Source organism: Pseudomonas sp. BF-RE-21, from assembly GCF_019947305.1.
Taxonomy (GTDB): domain Bacteria; phylum Pseudomonadota; class Gammaproteobacteria; order Pseudomonadales; family Pseudomonadaceae; genus Aquipseudomonas; species Aquipseudomonas migulae.
In genome coordinates this window covers 1-17,172 of the sequence record NZ_JAGYGF010000084.1, presented here as the reverse complement: position 1 = coordinate 17,172, position 17,172 = coordinate 1, and the positions used below count along the sequence as shown (strand labels likewise).

General features: G+C 61.1%; 18 protein-coding genes. 8 read left to right on the top strand and 10 right to left on the bottom strand.

The features are described 5' to 3' along the window. Nucleotides 1-46: 46 nt before the first annotated feature. Nucleotides 47-1,093 carry a class I SAM-dependent methyltransferase gene (locus KGB25_RS29240; RefSeq protein ID WP_192229025.1) on the bottom strand — a complete coding sequence of 349 codons (1,047 nt, stop codon included), beginning with the start codon at nt 1,091-1,093 and terminating at the stop codon, nt 47-49. Nucleotides 1,094-1,518: 425 nt separating this feature from the next. Between KGB25_RS29240 and KGB25_RS29235 the strand changes: the two genes are divergently transcribed. The 3 genes from KGB25_RS29235 to KGB25_RS29225 all read left to right on the top strand — a co-directional run bounded on the left by KGB25_RS29235 (nt 1,519) and on the right by KGB25_RS29225 (nt 4,585). Next, nucleotides 1,519-2,853 carry an acetamidase/formamidase family protein gene (locus tag KGB25_RS29235; RefSeq protein WP_223437833.1) on the top strand — a complete coding sequence of 445 codons (1,335 nt, stop codon included), beginning with the start codon at nt 1,519-1,521 and terminating at the stop codon, nt 2,851-2,853. Between the two features lie 144 nt (nt 2,854-2,997). Continuing rightward, nucleotides 2,998-3,837: a DUF692 domain-containing protein gene (locus KGB25_RS29230; RefSeq protein WP_223437832.1), complete on the top strand. Its 840-nt coding sequence runs from the start codon at nt 2,998-3,000 to the stop codon at nt 3,835-3,837. Next, on the top strand, nt 3,830-4,585 hold the full coding sequence (locus KGB25_RS29225) for a DUF2063 domain-containing protein (RefSeq protein ID WP_223437830.1): 756 nt from the start codon (nt 3,830-3,832) through the stop codon (nt 4,583-4,585). The genes KGB25_RS29230 and KGB25_RS29225 overlap by 8 nt, the downstream gene beginning before the upstream one ends. Nucleotides 4,586-4,694: 109 nt before the next feature. Here KGB25_RS29225 and KGB25_RS29220 read toward each other — a convergent pair whose 3' ends face one another. The 5 genes from KGB25_RS29220 to KGB25_RS29200 form a co-directional block, all read right to left on the bottom strand. Next, the gene (locus KGB25_RS29220) at nt 4,695-5,642 is read right to left on the bottom strand and encodes a phosphatidate cytidylyltransferase (protein ID WP_008043299.1); all 948 of its coding nucleotides are present in this window, start codon (nt 5,640-5,642) and stop codon (nt 4,695-4,697) included. Continuing rightward, nucleotides 5,639-6,238, bottom strand: a complete 600-nt coding sequence (locus tag KGB25_RS29215) for a lysophospholipid acyltransferase family protein (RefSeq protein WP_008028204.1) — start codon at nt 6,236-6,238, stop codon at nt 5,639-5,641. Before KGB25_RS29215 ends, KGB25_RS29220 begins: the two co-directional genes overlap by 4 nt. After that, entirely contained in the window at nt 6,225-6,857 is a 633-nt protein-coding gene (locus tag KGB25_RS29210; RefSeq protein ID WP_008043298.1) for a CDP-alcohol phosphatidyltransferase family protein, read from the bottom strand. The genes KGB25_RS29215 and KGB25_RS29210 overlap by 14 nt, the downstream gene beginning before the upstream one ends. A 117-nt stretch (nt 6,858-6,974) precedes the next feature. Continuing rightward, nucleotides 6,975-8,282 carry an ATP-binding protein gene (locus KGB25_RS29205; RefSeq protein WP_223437828.1) on the bottom strand — a complete coding sequence of 436 codons (1,308 nt, stop codon included), beginning with the start codon at nt 8,280-8,282 and terminating at the stop codon, nt 6,975-6,977. Further along, the gene (locus KGB25_RS29200; RefSeq protein WP_008028195.1) at nt 8,279-9,019 is read right to left on the bottom strand and encodes a response regulator; all 741 of its coding nucleotides are present in this window, start codon (nt 9,017-9,019) and stop codon (nt 8,279-8,281) included. Before KGB25_RS29200 ends, KGB25_RS29205 begins: the two co-directional genes overlap by 4 nt. A gap of 305 nt (nt 9,020-9,324) precedes the next feature. On the opposite strand from KGB25_RS29200, the gene KGB25_RS29195 reads away from it, so the two are divergent. The 3 genes from KGB25_RS29195 (at nt 9,325) to KGB25_RS29185 (ending at nt 11,259) form a co-directional block, all read left to right on the top strand. Beyond that, nucleotides 9,325-9,585 (top strand): DUF2790 domain-containing protein, encoded by a 261-nt coding sequence (locus KGB25_RS29195; protein ID WP_008043296.1) that lies wholly within the window; start codon nt 9,325-9,327, stop codon nt 9,583-9,585. 48 nt (nt 9,586-9,633) lie between these two features. Beyond that, the gene (locus KGB25_RS29190) at nt 9,634-9,888 is read left to right on the top strand and encodes a hypothetical protein (protein WP_008028192.1); all 255 of its coding nucleotides are present in this window, start codon (nt 9,634-9,636) and stop codon (nt 9,886-9,888) included. A gap of 159 nt (nt 9,889-10,047) precedes the next feature. Next, nucleotides 10,048-11,259, top strand: a complete 1,212-nt coding sequence (locus KGB25_RS29185; RefSeq protein ID WP_008028191.1) for a cytochrome c biogenesis protein DipZ — start codon at nt 10,048-10,050, stop codon at nt 11,257-11,259. A 9-nt stretch (nt 11,260-11,268) separates the two neighbouring features. Here KGB25_RS29185 and KGB25_RS29180 read toward each other — a convergent pair whose 3' ends face one another. Continuing rightward, a complete protein-coding gene (locus KGB25_RS29180; RefSeq protein ID WP_008028188.1) occupies nt 11,269-12,261 on the bottom strand; it encodes an AraC family transcriptional regulator in 993 nt (330 codons plus the stop codon). A 180-nt stretch (nt 12,262-12,441) separates the two neighbouring features. On the opposite strand from KGB25_RS29180, the gene KGB25_RS29175 reads away from it, so the two are divergent. Together KGB25_RS29175 and KGB25_RS29170 are read left to right on the top strand one after the other, a co-directional pair. Then, on the top strand, nt 12,442-12,711 hold the full coding sequence (locus KGB25_RS29175; RefSeq protein ID WP_008028186.1) for a DUF4242 domain-containing protein: 270 nt from the start codon (nt 12,442-12,444) through the stop codon (nt 12,709-12,711). A gap of 35 nt (nt 12,712-12,746) precedes the next feature. After that, nucleotides 12,747-13,559 (top strand): class I SAM-dependent methyltransferase, encoded by an 813-nt coding sequence (locus KGB25_RS29170; RefSeq protein WP_223437826.1) that lies wholly within the window; start codon nt 12,747-12,749, stop codon nt 13,557-13,559. Nucleotides 13,560-13,702: 143 nt separating this feature from the next. On the opposite strand, the gene KGB25_RS29165 is transcribed toward KGB25_RS29170, so the two are convergent. From KGB25_RS29165 to pcsA, 3 genes are all read right to left on the bottom strand, one after another. Next, nucleotides 13,703-14,629, bottom strand: coding sequence for a universal stress protein (locus KGB25_RS29165; RefSeq protein WP_207285921.1), 927 nt, complete (start codon nt 14,627-14,629; stop codon nt 13,703-13,705). Nucleotides 14,630-14,906: 277 nt separating this feature from the next. Beyond that, on the bottom strand, nt 14,907-15,293 hold the full coding sequence (locus KGB25_RS29160; protein ID WP_223437824.1) for a DUF488 domain-containing protein: 387 nt from the start codon (nt 15,291-15,293) through the stop codon (nt 14,907-14,909). A 3-nt stretch (nt 15,294-15,296) separates the two neighbouring features. Further along, the gene (gene pcsA / locus KGB25_RS29155; RefSeq protein ID WP_008028178.1) at nt 15,297-16,019 is read right to left on the bottom strand and encodes a phosphatidylcholine synthase; all 723 of its coding nucleotides are present in this window, start codon (nt 16,017-16,019) and stop codon (nt 15,297-15,299) included. Nucleotides 16,020-17,172 lie beyond the last annotated feature (1,153 nt).

The following is a 17,172-nucleotide window of genomic DNA, read 5'->3' as shown; positions in this document are numbered from 1 at the left end:
CTTACGGACGCCATCGCCGGCAAGCCGGCTCCTACAGGTACGGTGTTTACTTGCGCGCTTCGAGTATCAGGTTGAACGGTGTTTCCGTCGCCCGACGGAATGTGCTGAATCCCGCTTCCGTAAACACCTTGCGCAACCGCGCCTCACCGGCCTGGGCGCCGAGCCCGAGGCCGACTTCCTGAGACAGCGAGTTCGGGGTGCAAATGAACGTCGAGGCGGCGTAGAACAACCGGCCAACCGGGGTAACGTTGTCATCGAGCTTGTCGTTGGCGAACGGTTCCACCAGCAGCACCGTGCCGTCCGGTTTCAGCGACTCATAGGCGTGCCGCGCCGCGCCCACCGGGTCGCCCATGTCATGCAGGCAGTCGAAATAGCAGATCAGGTCGTAGTCGTCACCGGGATAGCTTTTTGCCGTGCCCTGGAAGAACCGCGCCCGCCCGGACACACCGCCTTCCTCGGCGCGCTGGGTGGCGACGGTGACGGACGGCGCGTGGTAGTCGAAGCCGACGAACCGCGAGTCCGGGAACGCCTGGGCCATGATCACCGTCGATGCACCATGCCCGCAGCCGATGTCCGCGACCTTGGCGCCAGCCTCCAGTTTGGCGACGACACCTTCAAGGGACGGTAGCCATTCGGCGACCAGGTGCGCCTTGTAGCCTGGCCGGAAGAACCGTTCCGTGCCGCTGAACATGCACGGATGGTGTTCGCCCCAGGGCAGGGCGCCGTTGCCGCGCATGGCTTTGACCAGCTTGTCCTTGTCATGGAAAAACGACGCGACCACCCCGATACCGCCCGCCACGTAGACCGGTGAGTCTTCGATCGCCAATGCCAGGGCTTGTTCTTCGGGCAGGCGGAACTGGCCGTCGCGGTGTTCCATGTAACCGGACGCGGCGTGAGCGCTAAGCCATTCGCGCAGCAGGCGGGGGTTGCAGCCGGTTTTCTCGGCGAGTGTTTCGGGGCTGATCAACTGACTGTCGGCCATCGCCCGGTACAGCCCGAGCTCTTCGCCGAGGATGACGTTGGCGAGCATCGCCGCGCCGCCCATGTCGTTCACCAGTTTGCCCATGAAATCGTTGAGTCTGGCCTCGTCCATCACGTGTGCTCCTTTTGCTGGATCACGGTCCAGGGGCATTCTTTGTCGAGGCATTCACCTCTGGGCAGTGGTCGTGGAAATGATCAGGACGGTGAGTACGTCCTGCGTGCAGTAAGTTTAGTCCGCAGGCCGTGGGCTGTCGGGCGGAGCGACGAAAGCCCGCATTTGCCTGATTCGCACACATCCCCTGTAGGAGCGAGGCTTGCCCGCGAAGGCGGTATTTCAGACACATCCTCGTTGACTGTTACGCCGCCTTCGCGGGCCAGCCTCGCTCCTACACGGGTACGTGTGTATCGGAGTGTATCTAACGTCCTGCTCGATACATTTCCCGCAATACCGGTGCGTTGCCGAACACAGCCCAGATACAAACCTGCGATGAACTGCACAGGCCGCTTGGCACCCTATACACCGTGAAGGGGACAACAATGACCACGCTCCTGCCTGAAACCGACCTGACATCCACCCCCGTCGATCGCCTGCGCGTCGACCAATACACCAACGGCCTCATCGGCCCAAGCCAGCCAATGCTCGGCCCGCTGGCCGACGGCGGCACCCTGATCACCGGCACGCCGCCGGGCTGCTGGGGGCCGATGATTACGCCGGCCTTCGAGGGCGGCCATGAAGTGACCCAACCGGTGGCCATTGCCGGTGCCGAAATTGGCGACGCCGTGGCGATCAAGATCAAAAGCATGCGTGTCACCTCGCTGGCCACCTCGTCCGGCGTGATGAGCTTCGTTGAAGGTCGCTACAACGGCGATCCGTTCGTCGCTAAATTCTGTAGCAAATGCGGCACTGAACACCCGGCCAGCTACGTCGAAGGCATTGGCGAAGATTCGATTCGTTGCAGCAATTGCGGCGCCGAAGTCAGCGCTTTCCGCTTCAGCCACGGTTACGTGATCGTGTTCGATGCGCAGAATCAGGTCAGCCTGACCGTCAATCAGGACATCGCCAACCAACTGGCGGGCAACGCCTCCGAGATGTCGGCGCTGCCGGAATTCGCCGCCCAGCATTCGATCCTGTCCCTGGCCCGCGCCGACATCCCCGGCGTTGCCGCGCACATGCGGCCGTTCCTCGGCAACATCGGCACCACGCCGTCGCGGGACTTGCCGGACTCGCACAACTGCGCCGATTTCGGCCAATACCTGATCGGCGCACCGCACCGTTTCGGCATGACGCGTGAGGAACTGCACGCGGCCAAGACCGACGGTCACATGGACACCAACTCGATCCGCGAAGGCTGCGTATTGATCTGCCCGGTGAAAGTCCCGGGCGCCGGTGTGTACATGGGCGACATGCACGCCCAGCAGGGCAACGGCGAGATCGCCGGGCATGCCACCGACTGCTCCGGGGAAACCGAAGTGCAGGTCCAAGTGATCAAGCACCTGACACTGGAAGGCCCGATCCTCCTGCAAAACCTCGACGATCTGCCGCCAATGGCGCGGCCGATGAATGCCCTGCAACGGCAGAAAGTCCGTGAACTGGGCGAGCGTTGGGGCCAGACCGAGATCGAGCAGAGCGGCCCGATCACCTTCATCGGCAGTGGCGAGAACCTTAACGTGGCGGTGGAAAACGGCCTGAAACGTGCCGCTTCGGTCACGGGCCTGCCGTATGACGAAGTGCTCAACCGCGCGACCATCACCGGTTCCATCGACATCAGCCGCTTGCCCGGCACCGTGCGCGTGACCTTCCTGTGCCCGATGAACGCGCTCGATCGCATCGGCATCGGCCATCTGGTGCGCGAGAAATACGACCTGGCGTAACGCCCACCGGCGGCTCTGTACCGAAGTGTGTACAGACCCGCCGGCGATACAACCGCCGCGATTTTCTGCCGGAACGCAACACAGGCCCGATACACCGTTTCGGTTAACTGTGATTACGTTCTGACAACCTTTGAGATCGACATCATGCAGACTTCCAACACATCAACGAAGGCCACCGTCGGACTTGGCCTGCGCCGCGGTTTGATGAAAGACCTTCAAGCCGCCCGCGTGGGCGATTTCGACTTTCTGGAAGTCGCGCCGGAGAACTGGATCGGCATCGGCGGCGCTCATGGCGCGGCACTGCGGGGCCTGGCCGAGCGCTATCCGCTGTCCTGCCATGGTTTGTCCCTGTCATTGGGCGGGCCGGCGCCGCTGGACGTCGGGTTCCTGCAAGAAGTGCGGGTTTTTCTCGATCAGTACAACGTGCCGCTGTACAGCGAACACCTGAGCTACTGCAGCGATGACGGTCACCTGTACGACCTGTTGCCGCTGCCCTTTACCGAAGAAGCAGTGCACCACGTCGCCGCGCGCATTCGTCAGTCCCAGGACATTCTCGGTCGGCGCCTGGCGGTGGAAAACGTCTCGTATTACGCCGCTCCGCAGCAAGACATGGACGAGCTGACGTTCACCAACGCGGTGCTGCGCGAAGCCGATTGCGACCTGTTGCTGGACGTCAACAATGTGTACGTCAACTCGATCAACCACGATTTTGATCCGCAGGTATTTCTGGCCGGCATCGATTCGGACCGGGTGGTGGCGATGCACGTGGCCGGGCATTTCGATGAGTCCGACACGTTGAAAATCGACACCCACGGCGCCTCGGTGAAACCGGTGGTGTGGTCGTTGCTGGCCCAGGCCTATGCTCGGTTCGGCGCGCAACCGACGTTGCTTGAGCGGGATTTCAATTTCCCTGCATTCGCGGAACTGGTTGCCGAATTGCAGACCATTCGCCGCTTGCAGGACAAGGAGGTGAACCGTGGATAACGCAAGCCTGTTTCAGCAGCAAAACACCTTGGGGCTTTACCTGCGTGACCCCGATCACTGCGCGCCACCGGCCGGAATGGACGTGGCGCGGGCACAGGTTTATCGCGACCTTGTTTTCAATAACCTCTCGATCTTGCTCAGCGGCACTTTTCCGGTGTTGATCAAGATTCTTGGCGATGAGCGCTGGGGTTCGCTGGTGCGCATGTTCCTGCGGGACCACCGCGCGCAAACGCCGAAATTCGGTGAGATCGCCAGGGAGTTTGTCGACTTTCTCGCGTCAGAACCGCCCGCGTTGCACGAGGGGGCGTGGCCGCCGTTCATGGTGGAACTGGCGCATTACGAATGGATCGAGATGGTGTTGCAACAGTCCGACGCCGAGCCATTGCCGGCGAGTGATGTCGGGCTGTTGCTGGATCGACCGTTGCAGGTTTCACCGCTGGCCTGGCCGTTGGCGTATGCCTGGCCGGTGCAATTGGTGGGGCCGGACTATCAGCCTGAAACACCTCCGGCTCAGCCGACGTTGTTATTGGTTCGTCGGGCGGAGGACTGGAGTGTGAAGTTTTCCGAACTGAGCCCGCTGGCCTGGCGCTTGTTGCAGCGGATCGACGAGTTTCCCCAACTGAACGGGCGTGAGCAACTGGAAGGATTGGCCGTGGAAGCGGGGGCGGCGGGATCGCAGGATTTCATCGACAGCGGAGCGGCGTTGTTGCGGCAGATGCACGGGGAAGGGGTGGTGAGCCCGGCATAACCCCCTGTAGGAGCCGGCTTGCTGGCGATGGCGTCCGTTCAGGCGATAAATGTGTCGACTGACCTACCGCTATCGCCGGCAAGCCGGCTCCTACAGGGGGGATGCGTTTTTATTGGGCGGAGAAGAAGTACCGCGTCAGGTGAAAGAAGATCGGTGCCGCGAAGCAGATCGAGTCCATCCGGTCGAGCATGCCGCCGTGGCCCTTGATCATGGTGCCCCAGTCCTTGGCGCTGAGGCTGCGCTTGATCGCCGACATCACCAGGCCGCCCAGGAAACCCATCACCACAATCACGAACGACATCATCAGCGACTGCCAGAAACTGAACGGTGTCATCCAGAACATGCAGCCGCCAATCAGCGTGGCCGACAAACCGCCGCCGACCAGGCCTTCCACGGTTTTCGAGGGGCTCACCAGCGGCGCAACCTTGTGCTTGCCGAAGAGCTTGCCGAACACGTACTGCAACACGTCACTCAACTGCACGACGAACACCAGGTAGAACAGCAGCAGCGCGTTCTGGCCCTGGAAGCCTTCCAGGTCCAGCAGCAACAGCGCAGGCGCGTGGCTGATGCAGTAGACGCAAATCATCACCCCCCACTGAATTTTGGCCGCCCGTTCCAGGAAGGCGTCGGTGTCCTGGCTCAGCACCGCAATCGCCGGCAACAGCAGGAAGGCGTACACCGGAATCAGCAGCGTGAACAGCGAATACCAGTGGGTGCCGATCAGTACGTATTGCAAGGGGATCAGAATGAAAAACGCCGAAAACAGCGCGTTATGGTCGCCAGGCCGGGTCGGTGTCAGGGTGATGAATTCCCGGAGCGCGAACAGGGAAATGAAGCCGAACAGAATGACCGTCGCGTTCCCGCCCAGCAGGTAGGACACGAAGAAAATGATCACCATCCCCCACCAGGCATTTACGCGCTGGTTGAGGTTTTCGATGGTCGATACCGAACCCTCTGTCGTAGCCCGCTTGGCCAGTATCCGGCCGATGATCGAAGCGATCGCCAACAGGGCGGCAATGGCGCCGAAGAACCACAAAAACTTTTCATCAAGATTCATTCCGACAACCTCACAATCGCGTCACGCGCCCGATCCAGAAACACCTGTTTTTCCTCGCCACTGATCCGTTGCAGCGGATCGCCGATACGGATTGTGCAGATGATGGGCAGGGGGACGTGTTTGCCTTTTGGCATGGAGCGATGCAGGTTTTCCAGGTAGATAGGCACCAGGTCAACCTCAGGGAATGTCTCGGCCAAGCGGAACAGACCCGATTTGAAAGGACCGGGCAACGCCTCGCTGCCGCGCGTGCCTTCCGGAAAGATGATGATCGAATGGCCGGCGCGCACCACGTCGAAAATCGGTTCCAGTACGTTGACGCCGGGCGCGGGGTTGCGATCGATCAGCACCGCATTCAGGCCTTTCTGCGAGATGTATGACAGGAATTTGTTCTTTCCCCAGTAGTCAGCGGCCGCAACCGGTTTCACGTTCACTCGGGCTTCCGGTGGCAGGGCCGCGATGATTGCCAGGGTGTCCATATGGCTGGAGTGATTGGCGAAGTAGATACGCTGGCGTGTCAGGTCCGGCGGGCTTTCCCATCGGGCGGTGACGCCGATCACGAATCGAAGAACAGAAATCAGCGCGTTACTGATCCACATGAGGATTCCCCTTCAGTTCGCGCGAGATGGCCAGGGTGCGCGTGACGCAGGTCGCGGCGGAGCCGATGGCGATGATGACCAGCGCAATCAACAGCACGTAGTGAGTGGCATAAACGCTCGCTTCGACGGCATTCAGCAGCAGCCCGACCGTCATGACCGCCATTCGGTGCTGCTTGGCCATCGGGCCGATGAAGCTCTGCTTGAGACCGATCGAGCCGCCAAACACCCTGACGTAAGCCGTCAATGCCGCAGCCAGCGCGGCAAACCAGCCAAGGTCAGAGTAGCCGATGGCGTAGCCCAGGCCGACAATCAGCAGGCTGTCGGCAATCCGGTCGGGGAATTCGTTGTAGAGGCTGCCGATGTCGGATTTCTTGCCGCCTTCAATCGCGACCATGCCGTCGAAGAGGTTGCACAACAGGCGCAACTGAATGCCGAGGGCGCAGAGGATCGAGCCGATGACGCCCGTGTCGATATTGAGCGCGACGATGCCAGCGAGTGCGAAGGCGATGCTGGCCACGGAGATCTGATTGGGGGAGAGGTCCCTTTTCACCAACTGGTCGGTGACGTATTTGGCCCATCCCGCAGAACGCGTTTTGATGGGTCTTCTGTTTTCATCCATGTGCAATGTCCATATCACTTTTGTAGGAGCCGGCTTGCCGGCGATGGACGTTAACGATAACGCGTTTATTCAGACAACACGCGTTAACGTTCACGCCCATCGCCGGCAAGCCGGCTCCTACAAAGGTCTGGTGGGGAGCTTTAGCTCTGCGCAGAGTCCGCCGCCTTCGCGGTTGCTTAGCGTCAACGACCCGCCGAGGGCCAGCGCCAGTTGCTGGGCAATCGCCAGGCCCAGGCCGGTGCCGCCGGTGCTGCGGTTGCGCGAATTCTCCACGCGGTAGAACGGCTCCATCACGTGGGCGAGTTCTTCTTCGGCAATCCCGGGGCCGCGGTCCATCACCTTCACCGACAAGCTGCCGCCAGGTTTCGATTCCACCTGCAGTTGCGCCGCGCCGGCGAATTTGAGTGCGTTGTCCGTCAGGTTCACCAGCACACGGCGCAAGGCGTGCGGCCGGGTGTCGATGACGGTGTCACTTTTTCCGCTGAGCTGAACGTCCTTGCCCATGTCCTGATAGTCGAACACCAGGCTGTCGAGGAACGAATCCAGATCGGTGCGACGGCTCTCTTCGGTGGCGCCATGGACGCTGCGGGCATAGGCCACGCCTTCGCGCACCAGGTGCTCCATCTCGCCGAGGTCGTTCCACAGTTTGTCTTTTTCGTTGCAGTCGTCCATGAGCTCGGCGCGCAGTTTCATCCGAGTGATGGGGGTTTGCAGGTCGTGGGAAATCGCCGCCAGCAATTGCATGCGTTCTTTCAAATAGGCAGCGATGCGCGCCTGCATGGCGTTGAAGGCCATGGCGGCGTGGGCGACTTCGGTCGGGCCTTTTTCGTCCAGGTGCACCGGGTGGGTGTTGGGGTCCAGCGTTTCGACGGCCTGTGCGAGGCGGGTGAGGGGGCGAATGGCGATTCTCACTGCCAGCCAGGTGCACAGAATCATCAGCAACAGTTGGCCGAGCAAGACGACCGGCAACCAGGGCGACAACGGCACCATCGACGGACGCACGTCGATGGTGACCGGGCTGCCATCGGCCAGTTTCAGATGGACCTGGAAGTGTTTGACCGGACCGGGAATGTCCGTAACCGTCATCGGGTAATCCTTGCCGATGGCGTCCTTGATCGAGGTCATCGCGATAGGCGTATCGCTCATCGCCGTGCCGGGCGAACCTTCATCCAGCAAATAGCGGTAGTTGCGGCGATCCAGTTGTTGCAGCCAACTCATGCGTTCTTCGGCCGGCAAGCGGTCGAGGATGGCGATGGACGTTGAAACGTCGGTTTCCAGATTGCCCAGCATGGTGTTTTTCGCGCTTTCGTAGCGCTCGTAGTACTGCGCGCCGAAAGACAGGACCTGCGCCAGAATCAGACCGATCAGGAAAATCAGCGACAGGCGCGAGGCGAGGGTGCGGGGCCACCGCAGGGAAAGGTTCATGCGGGCGCCCCGAGGACTTCCACCGGCAGCGAAAACACATAGCCTTCGCTGCGCACGGTTTTGATGTAGGCCGGTTCCCGTGCGTCGTCGAGCAAGCGCTGACGCAGGCGGCTGACCAGCAAATCGATGGAACGGTCGAACAGATCGGCATCGCGGCCCTGGGTCAGGTTCAGCAACTGGTCGCGGTTGAGCACCCGTTGCGGATGATCGAGGAACACCCGCAGCAGTCGATATTCCGCGCCGCTGAGCGCGACCATGGTGCCGTCGTCATCGAGCAGATGGCGGGCGGAGGTGTCCAGGCGCCAGCGACCGAAGGCCAGCAGGCGACCGCTTTCGGTGACCACCAGGTTGGGCGGCAGCATCCGCGTGCGCCGCAGCACCGCGTTGATCCGCGCCAGCAGTTCACGGGCGGCGAACGGCTTGACCAGGTAATCGTCGGCGCCCATTTCCAGGCCGATGATACGGTCGGTTTCATCGTTGCGCGCGGTGAGCATCAGCACCGGGGTGGTCTTGTGTTTGCCGGCGCGGATCTCGCGGCACAGCATCAGGCCATCGTCGCCCGGCATCATGATGTCGAGCACGATCAGGTCCACTGGCGTGGTCTCGAGGAACGCGCGCATCTGCCGGCCGTCCGCCACGACGGTGGTGCGCAGGCCGTTCTTCTTCAGGTAGTTGCCTACCAGCTCTCGAATCTCGCGGTCATCGTCCACGATGAGGATGTGATCGACGTGTTCCATGGGGCCAAGCCTCTTCAAATAGGGAATGCGCACAGTCTATCGAGCCTTTGCCCGCTCGCCCGCCACCCTTTGTATTGCAGTGTATCTGGTGTGTCGGCGGATACACATGGACTTAAAAACCCGGGAATCCAGGGGTTTTGTATCGCTGTGTATCGGCAGGCCCCTTTGATACGTACCGATTTACACGCGCCGCTTCTCGACACAGACGAGATACCTCAGGGCCTTCTAATAGGTTCCATCGAGGCAAACCCAACCGCCTCGGCTCAATTGAACGACCTACCCATTGAAGCCTTGAGGACACCACCATGAACACCAAAGCCATCTACGCCGCTTGCCTGTTTGCCGCCCTGAACATCTGCACCCTGTCGGCCCGTGCCGAAGCTGACGTCAGCGCCAGGACCTACAGCTACGGCACGCACCTGGACATCAAGAAAGTGGTGTCGTTGACACAGGACACCACGAACGCCTGCGGGATTGTCGATGCCCAGCTGACTTACCTGGACTCCCAGAACAAAACCCAGGTGCTGGACTACCGAAAAATTGCTGACTGCAACGAAGACAACTGAGTCCTTCGCTGACCGATTGCCAATCCCCTTTGATACAGGAATAACGCCATGAACAACGTAACCCGCTTTTTGACCGCCGCTGCCTTCGCCCTTGCCGGCGCCGCCGCTCACGCCAACGCCGCCGTTGAACAAAGCACTTGCGGCAGCAGCACCTGCTTCCAGCTGACCCCGGTGAACGAGCAGGGCGCCAACGCCTTCCTGGCACAGGACGGCTCGAGCCGTACGCCGCAAGGGCAGATGGTTGCCGAGAACGGTGGCAGCCGCACGCCACAAGGCCAATTGCTGGATGAGCAAACGGCCTGAAGTCACGCAATCCCACTGTAGGAGCCGGCTTGCTGCGGGCGGCGTTCCGACGATGACGGCAGCACATTCGACATTGATGTGACTGACAAATCGCCATCGCCAGCAAGCCGGCTCCTACAGGGGACTCGTTGCCACCCTCTAATGCATTAGGTGATCCTCATGTTCCTCATCGCTTTCCTGGGCGGCATTTTGACCGTCCTCAGTCCCTGCATCCTCCCGGTCGTGCCGTTCCTGTTCGCCGGGGTCGACCGCACTCGCTCCTCGATCCTGCTCACCCTCGGCGGCATGGTCCTGACCTTCGCCCTGATCTCCAGCCTGGCCGTGGTCAGCAGTGAATGGGTGGTGCAAGCCAACAACACCGGTCGCCACGTGGCCCTGATTGTGATGGCGCTGTTTGCCCTGTCGCTGATTTCGGCGCGGGTCGGCGGCTGGCTGGCACGCCCGTTCGTGCTGTTGGGCAATCGCCTCGACCCCGACACCCGCAAAATGTCCGGCCCGTTGGGTTCGGTGATGATCGGTGTCGCCACCGGTCTGCTCTGGGCGCCGTGCGCCGGGCCGATCCTCGGCGTGATCCTCACCGGCGCCATGCTGCAAGGCGCCAACGCGCAGACCAGTCTGTTGCTGGTGGCGTACGGCCTGGGCAGCGCGTTGTCCCTGGGCACCTTGATCTTCGCCGGTCGCGGCCTGGTCAATCGCTTGAAAGCGTCGATTCCGGTGACCGGCTGGTTGCGACGCGGTACCGGGTTTGCGGTACTGGCGGCTGCGGTGGTGATTTCCACCGGCGCCGACAAGACCCTGCTGGCCGGCACTTCTTCCGAGGGCGTCAGCAGTATCGAGAAAGGCGTGCTGGAAAGCGTACCGAAAGTGGTCGATTACCTGGTCAGCAAGGTCAAGGCCGATACAAGCCTGGACAATGCCCAGGGTCCGATGCCGTCGCTGTCCGGCGCCGTCGAATGGATCAACTCACCAGCACTGACCAATGAGTCTCTCAAAGGCAAAGTGGTGCTGGTGGACTTCTGGACCTACGACTGCATCAACTGCCAGCACACCCTGCCTTATGTGAAGGACTGGGCGAAAAAATACGAGAAGGATGGCCTGGTGGTGATCGGCGTCCACACCCCGGAGTACGGCTTCGAACGCATCATTGCCAACGTCAAGGATCAGGTGAAAAAGCTCGGCATTACCTACCCGGTGGCCATCGACAACAACTACGCGATCTGGCGCAACTTCGATAACCAGTACTGGCCGGCTCATTACCTGATCGACGCCAAGGGGCAGGTGCGTTTCACCCACTTCGGTGAAGGTCGCTACGAAACCCAGGAGAAAATGATCCAGCAGTTGCTGGAAGAAGCGAAAGCACCCGCTGCGTAACCCGTCAACTCAATGGCTCACAGGCTCCGCGCCGTGGGCCATTGTTCGTTTCTCCTGACTGCGCCGCCACGCCGCGGGCGGTGCGCCGAACTCCCGCCGAAACGCCCGACTGAACGCCGTATCGGTCTGGTAACCGACCTCCTCGGCGATGCGCATCAATGAGCTGTTACTGCTGCGTAACAGGTTGGCCGCCAGCAACATGCGCCATTGCGTCAGGTACTGCATCGGCGAAATCCCCACCAGTTGCTGAAAGCGCTCCGCCAATACCGATCTTGAGGTGCCGGCGGTGCGCGCCAGTTCATCCAGTGTCCAGGCATGACAGGGTTTTTTGTGCAGCGCGTTGAGGGCGGCACCGACGATCCGGTCGCCCACACCCGCCAGCCAACCGGTCCGGCCTTCGCCCTGTTCGTGCATGTACAAACGCAGCACTTCGATGAACAACACCTCGGCCAGCTTGGCCAGTACGCCTTCACCGCCAGGCCTTGGCGAGCGCGCTTCGGCCAGCGCATAACGCACCGAAGATTCCAGCCAGATCCCGGCGTTCGAACCCCGCACATTGACCTTTACCACGGCCGGCAACCCCGTCAACAACATGCCCGCCAGCCGCGTATCGCACGCCAGATAACCGCACACCAGGCGCGTGACCGCGCCGCCACCGCCATAACTCAACTGCCGTGGGCGGCGCGCGAGTACGACGTCCAGCCGTGCACCGCTGGCCGGCGCGAGACCGGGTTTGGAGCACATGCGGTGGGCATCGCCCTGCGGAAACACCACCACATCGCCAGCCGTCAGCAATTGGGGAGGATCATCACCGAGTTCGACATAACACTCGCCTTCGGTGATCAAGTGAAAGATCACCACGCGTTCGGCGCCGGGTTCGAGAAACGGTGCGGCGGTGTCTGCGCTCGGTGACTGATAACACCAGGGGGCAGTGAACCTGGCGTTGATGAAAATCGCGCCGACCAGGCGGACGACGCGCAGGGTCTGGGACAGGGCGTCCATGGTGGTGTTCCCCTGTGGGCGGGCAGCTTTTGATTGTGAGCCTGTCGCGGCACAACGCGAAACCTCCGGACGATCGGGCAAGGTTGGCCGACGATCGGGCAGGACGCCGATGGTCAGCAGCGCGATAGTTGGCACAGGGTCTGCCGACCCTGTCATCAATAACAAAAATGAGAGGTTGCCATGCCGAAGTTCATCATTGAACGCGAGATTCCGGGTGCTGGAACACTGTCAGAAAGGGATTTGAAAGCGGCTTCGCAAAAGTCCTGCCGAGCGTTGCGCGACTTGCCGGAGGTGCAGTGGCAGCAGAGTTATGTCACCGGTGACAAGCTCTACTGTGTGTACCTCTCGCCCAACGAAGAGTTGATCCGGGAACATGCCAGGCTGAGTGGTTTCCCGGCCAACCGCATTTCCCGGGTCATGACCGTCATCGACCCCACCACGGCGGAATAAGCCAGGGGCGTTTGAACTCGTAACGGAGCGATTTGATGAGTACTACCATTGATCTCACTGCCTTGAAAAACCGTCAGATGGCCGCCTGGGCCAGTGGCGACTATGCCGTGATCGGCACCACCTTGCAGATTGTCGGCGAGCAGCTCGCCGAAGCCTGCGACCTGCTTTGCGACGAGCGCGTGCTGGACGTCGCCGCCGGCAACGGCAACGCGACATTGGCGGCCGCGCGCCGGGGTGCCCGCGTCACGTCCACCGACTACGTCGCCGCGCTGCTGGAGCGCGGCGAAGACCGGGCCCGGGCGGAGCGCCTGGAGGTGACCTTTCAAGTGGCGGATGCCGAGGCGCTGCCGTTCGAGGACGGCAGTTTCGATGCCGTGCTGTCGACCTTCGGCGTGATGTTCGCGCCGGACCAGGCCAAAGCCGCCGCCGAGCTGGCACGGGTCTGTCGTCCGGGCGGCCGGATCGGCCTCGCCAACTGGACGCCTGAAGGTTTCGTCGGCCAGATGTTCAAGACCCTGGGCCGGCACATGCCACCTCCGCCGGGGGCACAACCACCGTCGAACTGGGGTTCCGAGGCCTGGCTGCATAAGCATTTTGATGAGCGCGAGTTTCTGCTTCAGGTGACACGGCGGTTCTTCAATTTCCGCTACCGTTCGGCCGCGCATTTCATCGACACGTTCCGCACCTGGTATGGCCCGGTCCACAAGGCGTTCGCGGCGCTGCCCCCCGAAGGCGCACAGGCCCTTGAAGGTGACCTGGCCGAGCTGATCAACCGCTTGAACCGCACGGGTGAAAAATCGCTGGTGGTGCCGAGTGAATACCTTGAAGTGGTGATCACCCGACGCTGAAAAACGCCACGCCCCCTGTAGGAGCTGGCTTGCCAGCGATAGCGTCCGTCCAGTTACCATCGTGTTAACTGGCAGACCGCCATCGCTGGCAAGCCAGCTCCTACAGGGGGCGTGGCGAGTTTCCGGTTTTGCGGCGTACCGGGTTACTCATCCAACCGCTCGCTGTACACCACCCAGACGCTGCACGGCATTTTGTACAGCAGGTGCTCCACCGTGCTGCCGATCAACCTGCCCAGGCCGCGATGGCCGATGCGGCCCATGACGATCACGTCGATGTCGCAGGCATCGGCGTAGCGGGTCAGGACCTTTACCGGGTTGCCCATGATCATGTGCCGTTGCTGCGGCGCGATGCCGTTGCGTTCGGCCAGTTCGTTGAAGGCGGCTTCCTGGTAGTCGAACAGGGTCCTGGCTTTGCCCGACGAGAAAAACGCCGAACCGTTGTCGAAGCCGAATTCATCGGCGCTGATCGATGACAGGTCATAGGCGTAGACCACATCCAGCTCGGCATTACAGGCGCTCGCCAGTTTTGCCGCTTCGTGAAGAATGCGGTCGTTGAAGCTTTTGTAGTGATCATCACGATGGAACGGGTCGACCGCCGCGACGATCTTGCGCGGCAACGCACGCGCGGCATGGCTGACGAAGTGCAGCGGCACCGGGCATTCCCGCAGCAAATGCACGTCGAGTGGCGTGAACATCAGCCTTGAGAGCATCGAATGCGGCTCCAGCGCCTTGATCAGCACGTCCATCGGCTGCTCTTTCAGGTGAATCAGGATTTCCTCCAGTGGCCGTTCGACCCACGTCACTTCGGTGGTGACGTGCACCCCGATCTTGCGCAAGGGCCGCGCCTGGTCCTCAAGCCATTGACGGTGTCGATCGACATAGCCCAGGCGCATCTGCTCCAGGGCCTTTTCATTGACCAGACTGGCGGTCGCCAGGCCCTCCAGATAATCGAACGCAACGATGTGCAGCGCCGCGTCTTCGGCCTTGGCCAGCGCTGCGGCCCTGTCGAAGGCGGGGCTGTGTTCCATCAGGGGTGAGGCGACCAGCATGAAACGTGATTGCTCAGACATGACAAACCTCCCGTGGGTAAACGAGCGTCAGGGTCATTCGACAGGCATTCAACCTTTTGAGTATTGACCATGATCAACCTGTCGTCTGGTCAGGTGGGAGTGGGGCGGGGTTATGAGGGTGGCGATTACGCCGTGAACTTCAACCTTGAGAACGACGCGATCCCTTGTAGGAGCTGGCTTGCCAGCGATGGCGGTCCGTCAGTAAAAGTAAGGGTAACTGGACGGACGCCATCGCCGGCAAGCCGGCTCCTACAGGGGATTTGTGGGGTTATGGAATTCAAATAACCTTGGCGCCGCGTGCTTCCAGCAGTTCGCGCAATACCGAGCGATGGCAGTGCGCTTCATCTTCGCAATAGCAGCCGACGGCCAGCGAGGTGTGATGGGAGAGGGCTGCCAACAGATCCAGCAACTGGCTGGGCGCAGGCTGATTCATTTCAGCCTTGAACTTGCGCTTGAAGCCTTCCCAGGTTTTTTCATCTGTCGCCGCCTTGGCTTCGGCCACTAATTCAGCGCTGGGCGACAGCAGCGGTTGCCACACATCATAAAAATCCCGGCGGGCAAACTCAGCCTTCGGCACGCCACGAGGCGGGCGACGCACGGTGCCTAACCGAAGGCCTTCATCGGGCAGGCGCGGTGAGCCGAGTCGTACGATATGAATAGGCATGGCTTATGGGTGCCGCGAGCCGTCAAACCATTCCATCGCCGTGCGCCAGATGCAAATCCCCAGGAAGTAGGCCGACATCAGCAACCAGAGCCCCATGACCATCGGGTTGATCACCGGATGGTTGATCACCAGCGACAAGCTGCACAGCAACCAGATGGCCGTCACGGCGATGTTGATCGGCATGAACCGGCGCACGCGAAACGGGTGCAGGAATTTCATCCGGGTCACGGTCAGCAACGCCAGGCCGATGACGGTGAGCAGGGTGATCCACGGCGACGGGGCGATGATGTACAGGCACAGCGCAACCACGTTCCACGCGGCGGGGAAGCCCTGGAAGTAGTTGTCTTTGCTTTTCATGTTGACGTTGCAGAAGCAGAACAGCGACGAGACCAGTATCAGCGACACGGTCAGCAGCAGGGTGTAGTCCGGCAACGGGATGTAACGATAGATAAACAGTGCCGGGATAAACACGTACGTCAGGTAGTCGATGACCAGGTCAAGGATCGAACCGTCGAAGCTCGGCAACACCGACTGTACGTTGACCTTGCGCGCCAGTGCGCCGTCGAGCCCGTCGACAATCAGTGCGACGCCCAGCCACAGCAGGCAATTGGTGGGCTGGTTTTCCAGCAGGGCGAGGGTGGCGAGGAAGGCTGTGACTACGCCAGTGGCGGTAAAACCATGGGCGCCCCATGCTTTGAGCCTGGCGATGTGTAGGGTGGATATCACGGGGGCGTTCTCCAGAAAGTGAAGCAAGCCAGTCATCACCCTCGTTGATCGGGGGCGGTGGCGAACCGGGTCGGGTTGCAGGTATCGACCGGAAATCCGGGAATAAGGTTCACCGTCTGTAAATCTTAGCTGGGTCGTCAAAAAATACTGTGGATTAATCCTGATGCGCGCATGAAGTCCTTCACTATGGGGTATGTCCTTGTCGGACTGTGCTGCGTCCATTTCGGTAGGGCTGATGGCTGACCTTATCTTGCGGGTGTACTCGGAACCCTTGTGGGAGCGGCGGTGCGACGATTCGACTTGCTCGCGAAGGTTTTGTGTCAGGCGACGGATTTTTTGAGGGTGTACATATCCATTCCTGCGGTAACGGCGGCTATTGGTTTCGCTCTTACAGCGAGTCCCTTTTTCAAACGCCAAAAAGGAACCAAAAGGCTTTGCCCCTGACGTACGGTGGCTCGCTAAGGCTCGCCATGCCCTCGCTCCGGTCCTGCTCCGTGGGCCCGCCGCCATCGGCCATCCCTGGCCGGGGGCGGCTAACCCGGCATCCTTGCCGGGTTGCCCACTGCGCAGAACCTCCACTCGGCCTTCCGACGGGGCAGATCAAAAGCCAAAGCCAAAGCCAAAGCCAAAGCAAAAACGAGGCGGCCTGCCGGCCGACCTGGCTCTTTGATCGTACGTGTTCTCCTTCTCCGTCGCGCTCACTCATTCCGGCCATGTACACCGATCCCCTGTAGGAGCCGGCTTGCCGGCGATGGACGTGAACGATAACGCGAGCTGTCTGAATGAACGCGTTGCCCCGACGCTTTTCGCCGGCAAGCCGGCTCCTACAGGGAATCGCGTACGCTTTTGATTTTCGCCACTCATCAGGCCGAGCGTTAATAATGGATACCCCCCAAAACGCTTGAACACCACAGACAGCGAAGTCAGCCAAACGGTAATGGCGCAATGACGTACGGGGACTATCGTTGCCTGACTGGATAACTCCAACCGATGAGGACGTCGTCATGAACACCAGCGATTTGCTCGAACAACTTTTGCGAGCCGGCCAGGGCTCGATGACGCAGCAAAGTGGCGGCGCACCTCAAGGCGGCATGGGCGGCGGTCTTGGCGGGTTGCTCGGTGGCCTGTTGGGCGGCGGTGGCGGTGCAAATGC

Bases quoted from the DNA above. Each gene is read 5' to 3' on its own strand.
- KGB25_RS29240 (WP_192229025.1), bottom strand. From the start codon at position 1,093: ATGGACGAGGCCAGACTCAACGATTTCATGGGCAAACTGGTGAACGAC.
- KGB25_RS29235 (WP_223437833.1), top strand. From the start codon at position 1,519: ATGACCACGCTCCTGCCTGAAACCGACCTGACATCCACCCCCGTCGAT.
- KGB25_RS29230 (WP_223437832.1), top strand. From the start codon at position 2,998: ATGCAGACTTCCAACACATCAACGAAGGCCACCGTCGGACTTGGCCTG.
- KGB25_RS29220 (WP_008043299.1), bottom strand. From the start codon at position 5,642: ATGAATCTTGATGAAAAGTTTTTGTGGTTCTTCGGCGCCATTGCCGCC.
- KGB25_RS29215 (WP_008028204.1), bottom strand. From the start codon at position 6,238: ATGTGGATCAGTAACGCGCTGATTTCTGTTCTTCGATTCGTGATCGGC.
- KGB25_RS29210 (WP_008043298.1), bottom strand. From the start codon at position 6,857: ATGGATGAAAACAGAAGACCCATCAAAACGCGTTCTGCGGGATGGGCC.
- KGB25_RS29205 (WP_223437828.1), bottom strand. From the start codon at position 8,282: ATGAACCTTTCCCTGCGGTGGCCCCGCACCCTCGCCTCGCGCCTGTCG.
- KGB25_RS29200 (WP_008028195.1), bottom strand. From the start codon at position 9,019: ATGGAACACGTCGATCACATCCTCATCGTGGACGATGACCGCGAGATT.
- KGB25_RS29195 (WP_008043296.1), top strand. From the start codon at position 9,325: ATGAACACCAAAGCCATCTACGCCGCTTGCCTGTTTGCCGCCCTGAAC.
- KGB25_RS29190 (WP_008028192.1), top strand. From the start codon at position 9,634: ATGAACAACGTAACCCGCTTTTTGACCGCCGCTGCCTTCGCCCTTGCC.
- KGB25_RS29185 (WP_008028191.1), top strand. From the start codon at position 10,048: ATGTTCCTCATCGCTTTCCTGGGCGGCATTTTGACCGTCCTCAGTCCC.
- KGB25_RS29180 (WP_008028188.1), bottom strand. From the start codon at position 12,261: ATGGACGCCCTGTCCCAGACCCTGCGCGTCGTCCGCCTGGTCGGCGCG.
- KGB25_RS29175 (WP_008028186.1), top strand. From the start codon at position 12,442: ATGCCGAAGTTCATCATTGAACGCGAGATTCCGGGTGCTGGAACACTG.
- KGB25_RS29170 (WP_223437826.1), top strand. From the start codon at position 12,747: ATGAGTACTACCATTGATCTCACTGCCTTGAAAAACCGTCAGATGGCC.
- KGB25_RS29165 (WP_207285921.1), bottom strand. From the start codon at position 14,629: ATGTCTGAGCAATCACGTTTCATGCTGGTCGCCTCACCCCTGATGGAA.
- KGB25_RS29160 (WP_223437824.1), bottom strand. From the start codon at position 15,293: ATGCCTATTCATATCGTACGACTCGGCTCACCGCGCCTGCCCGATGAA.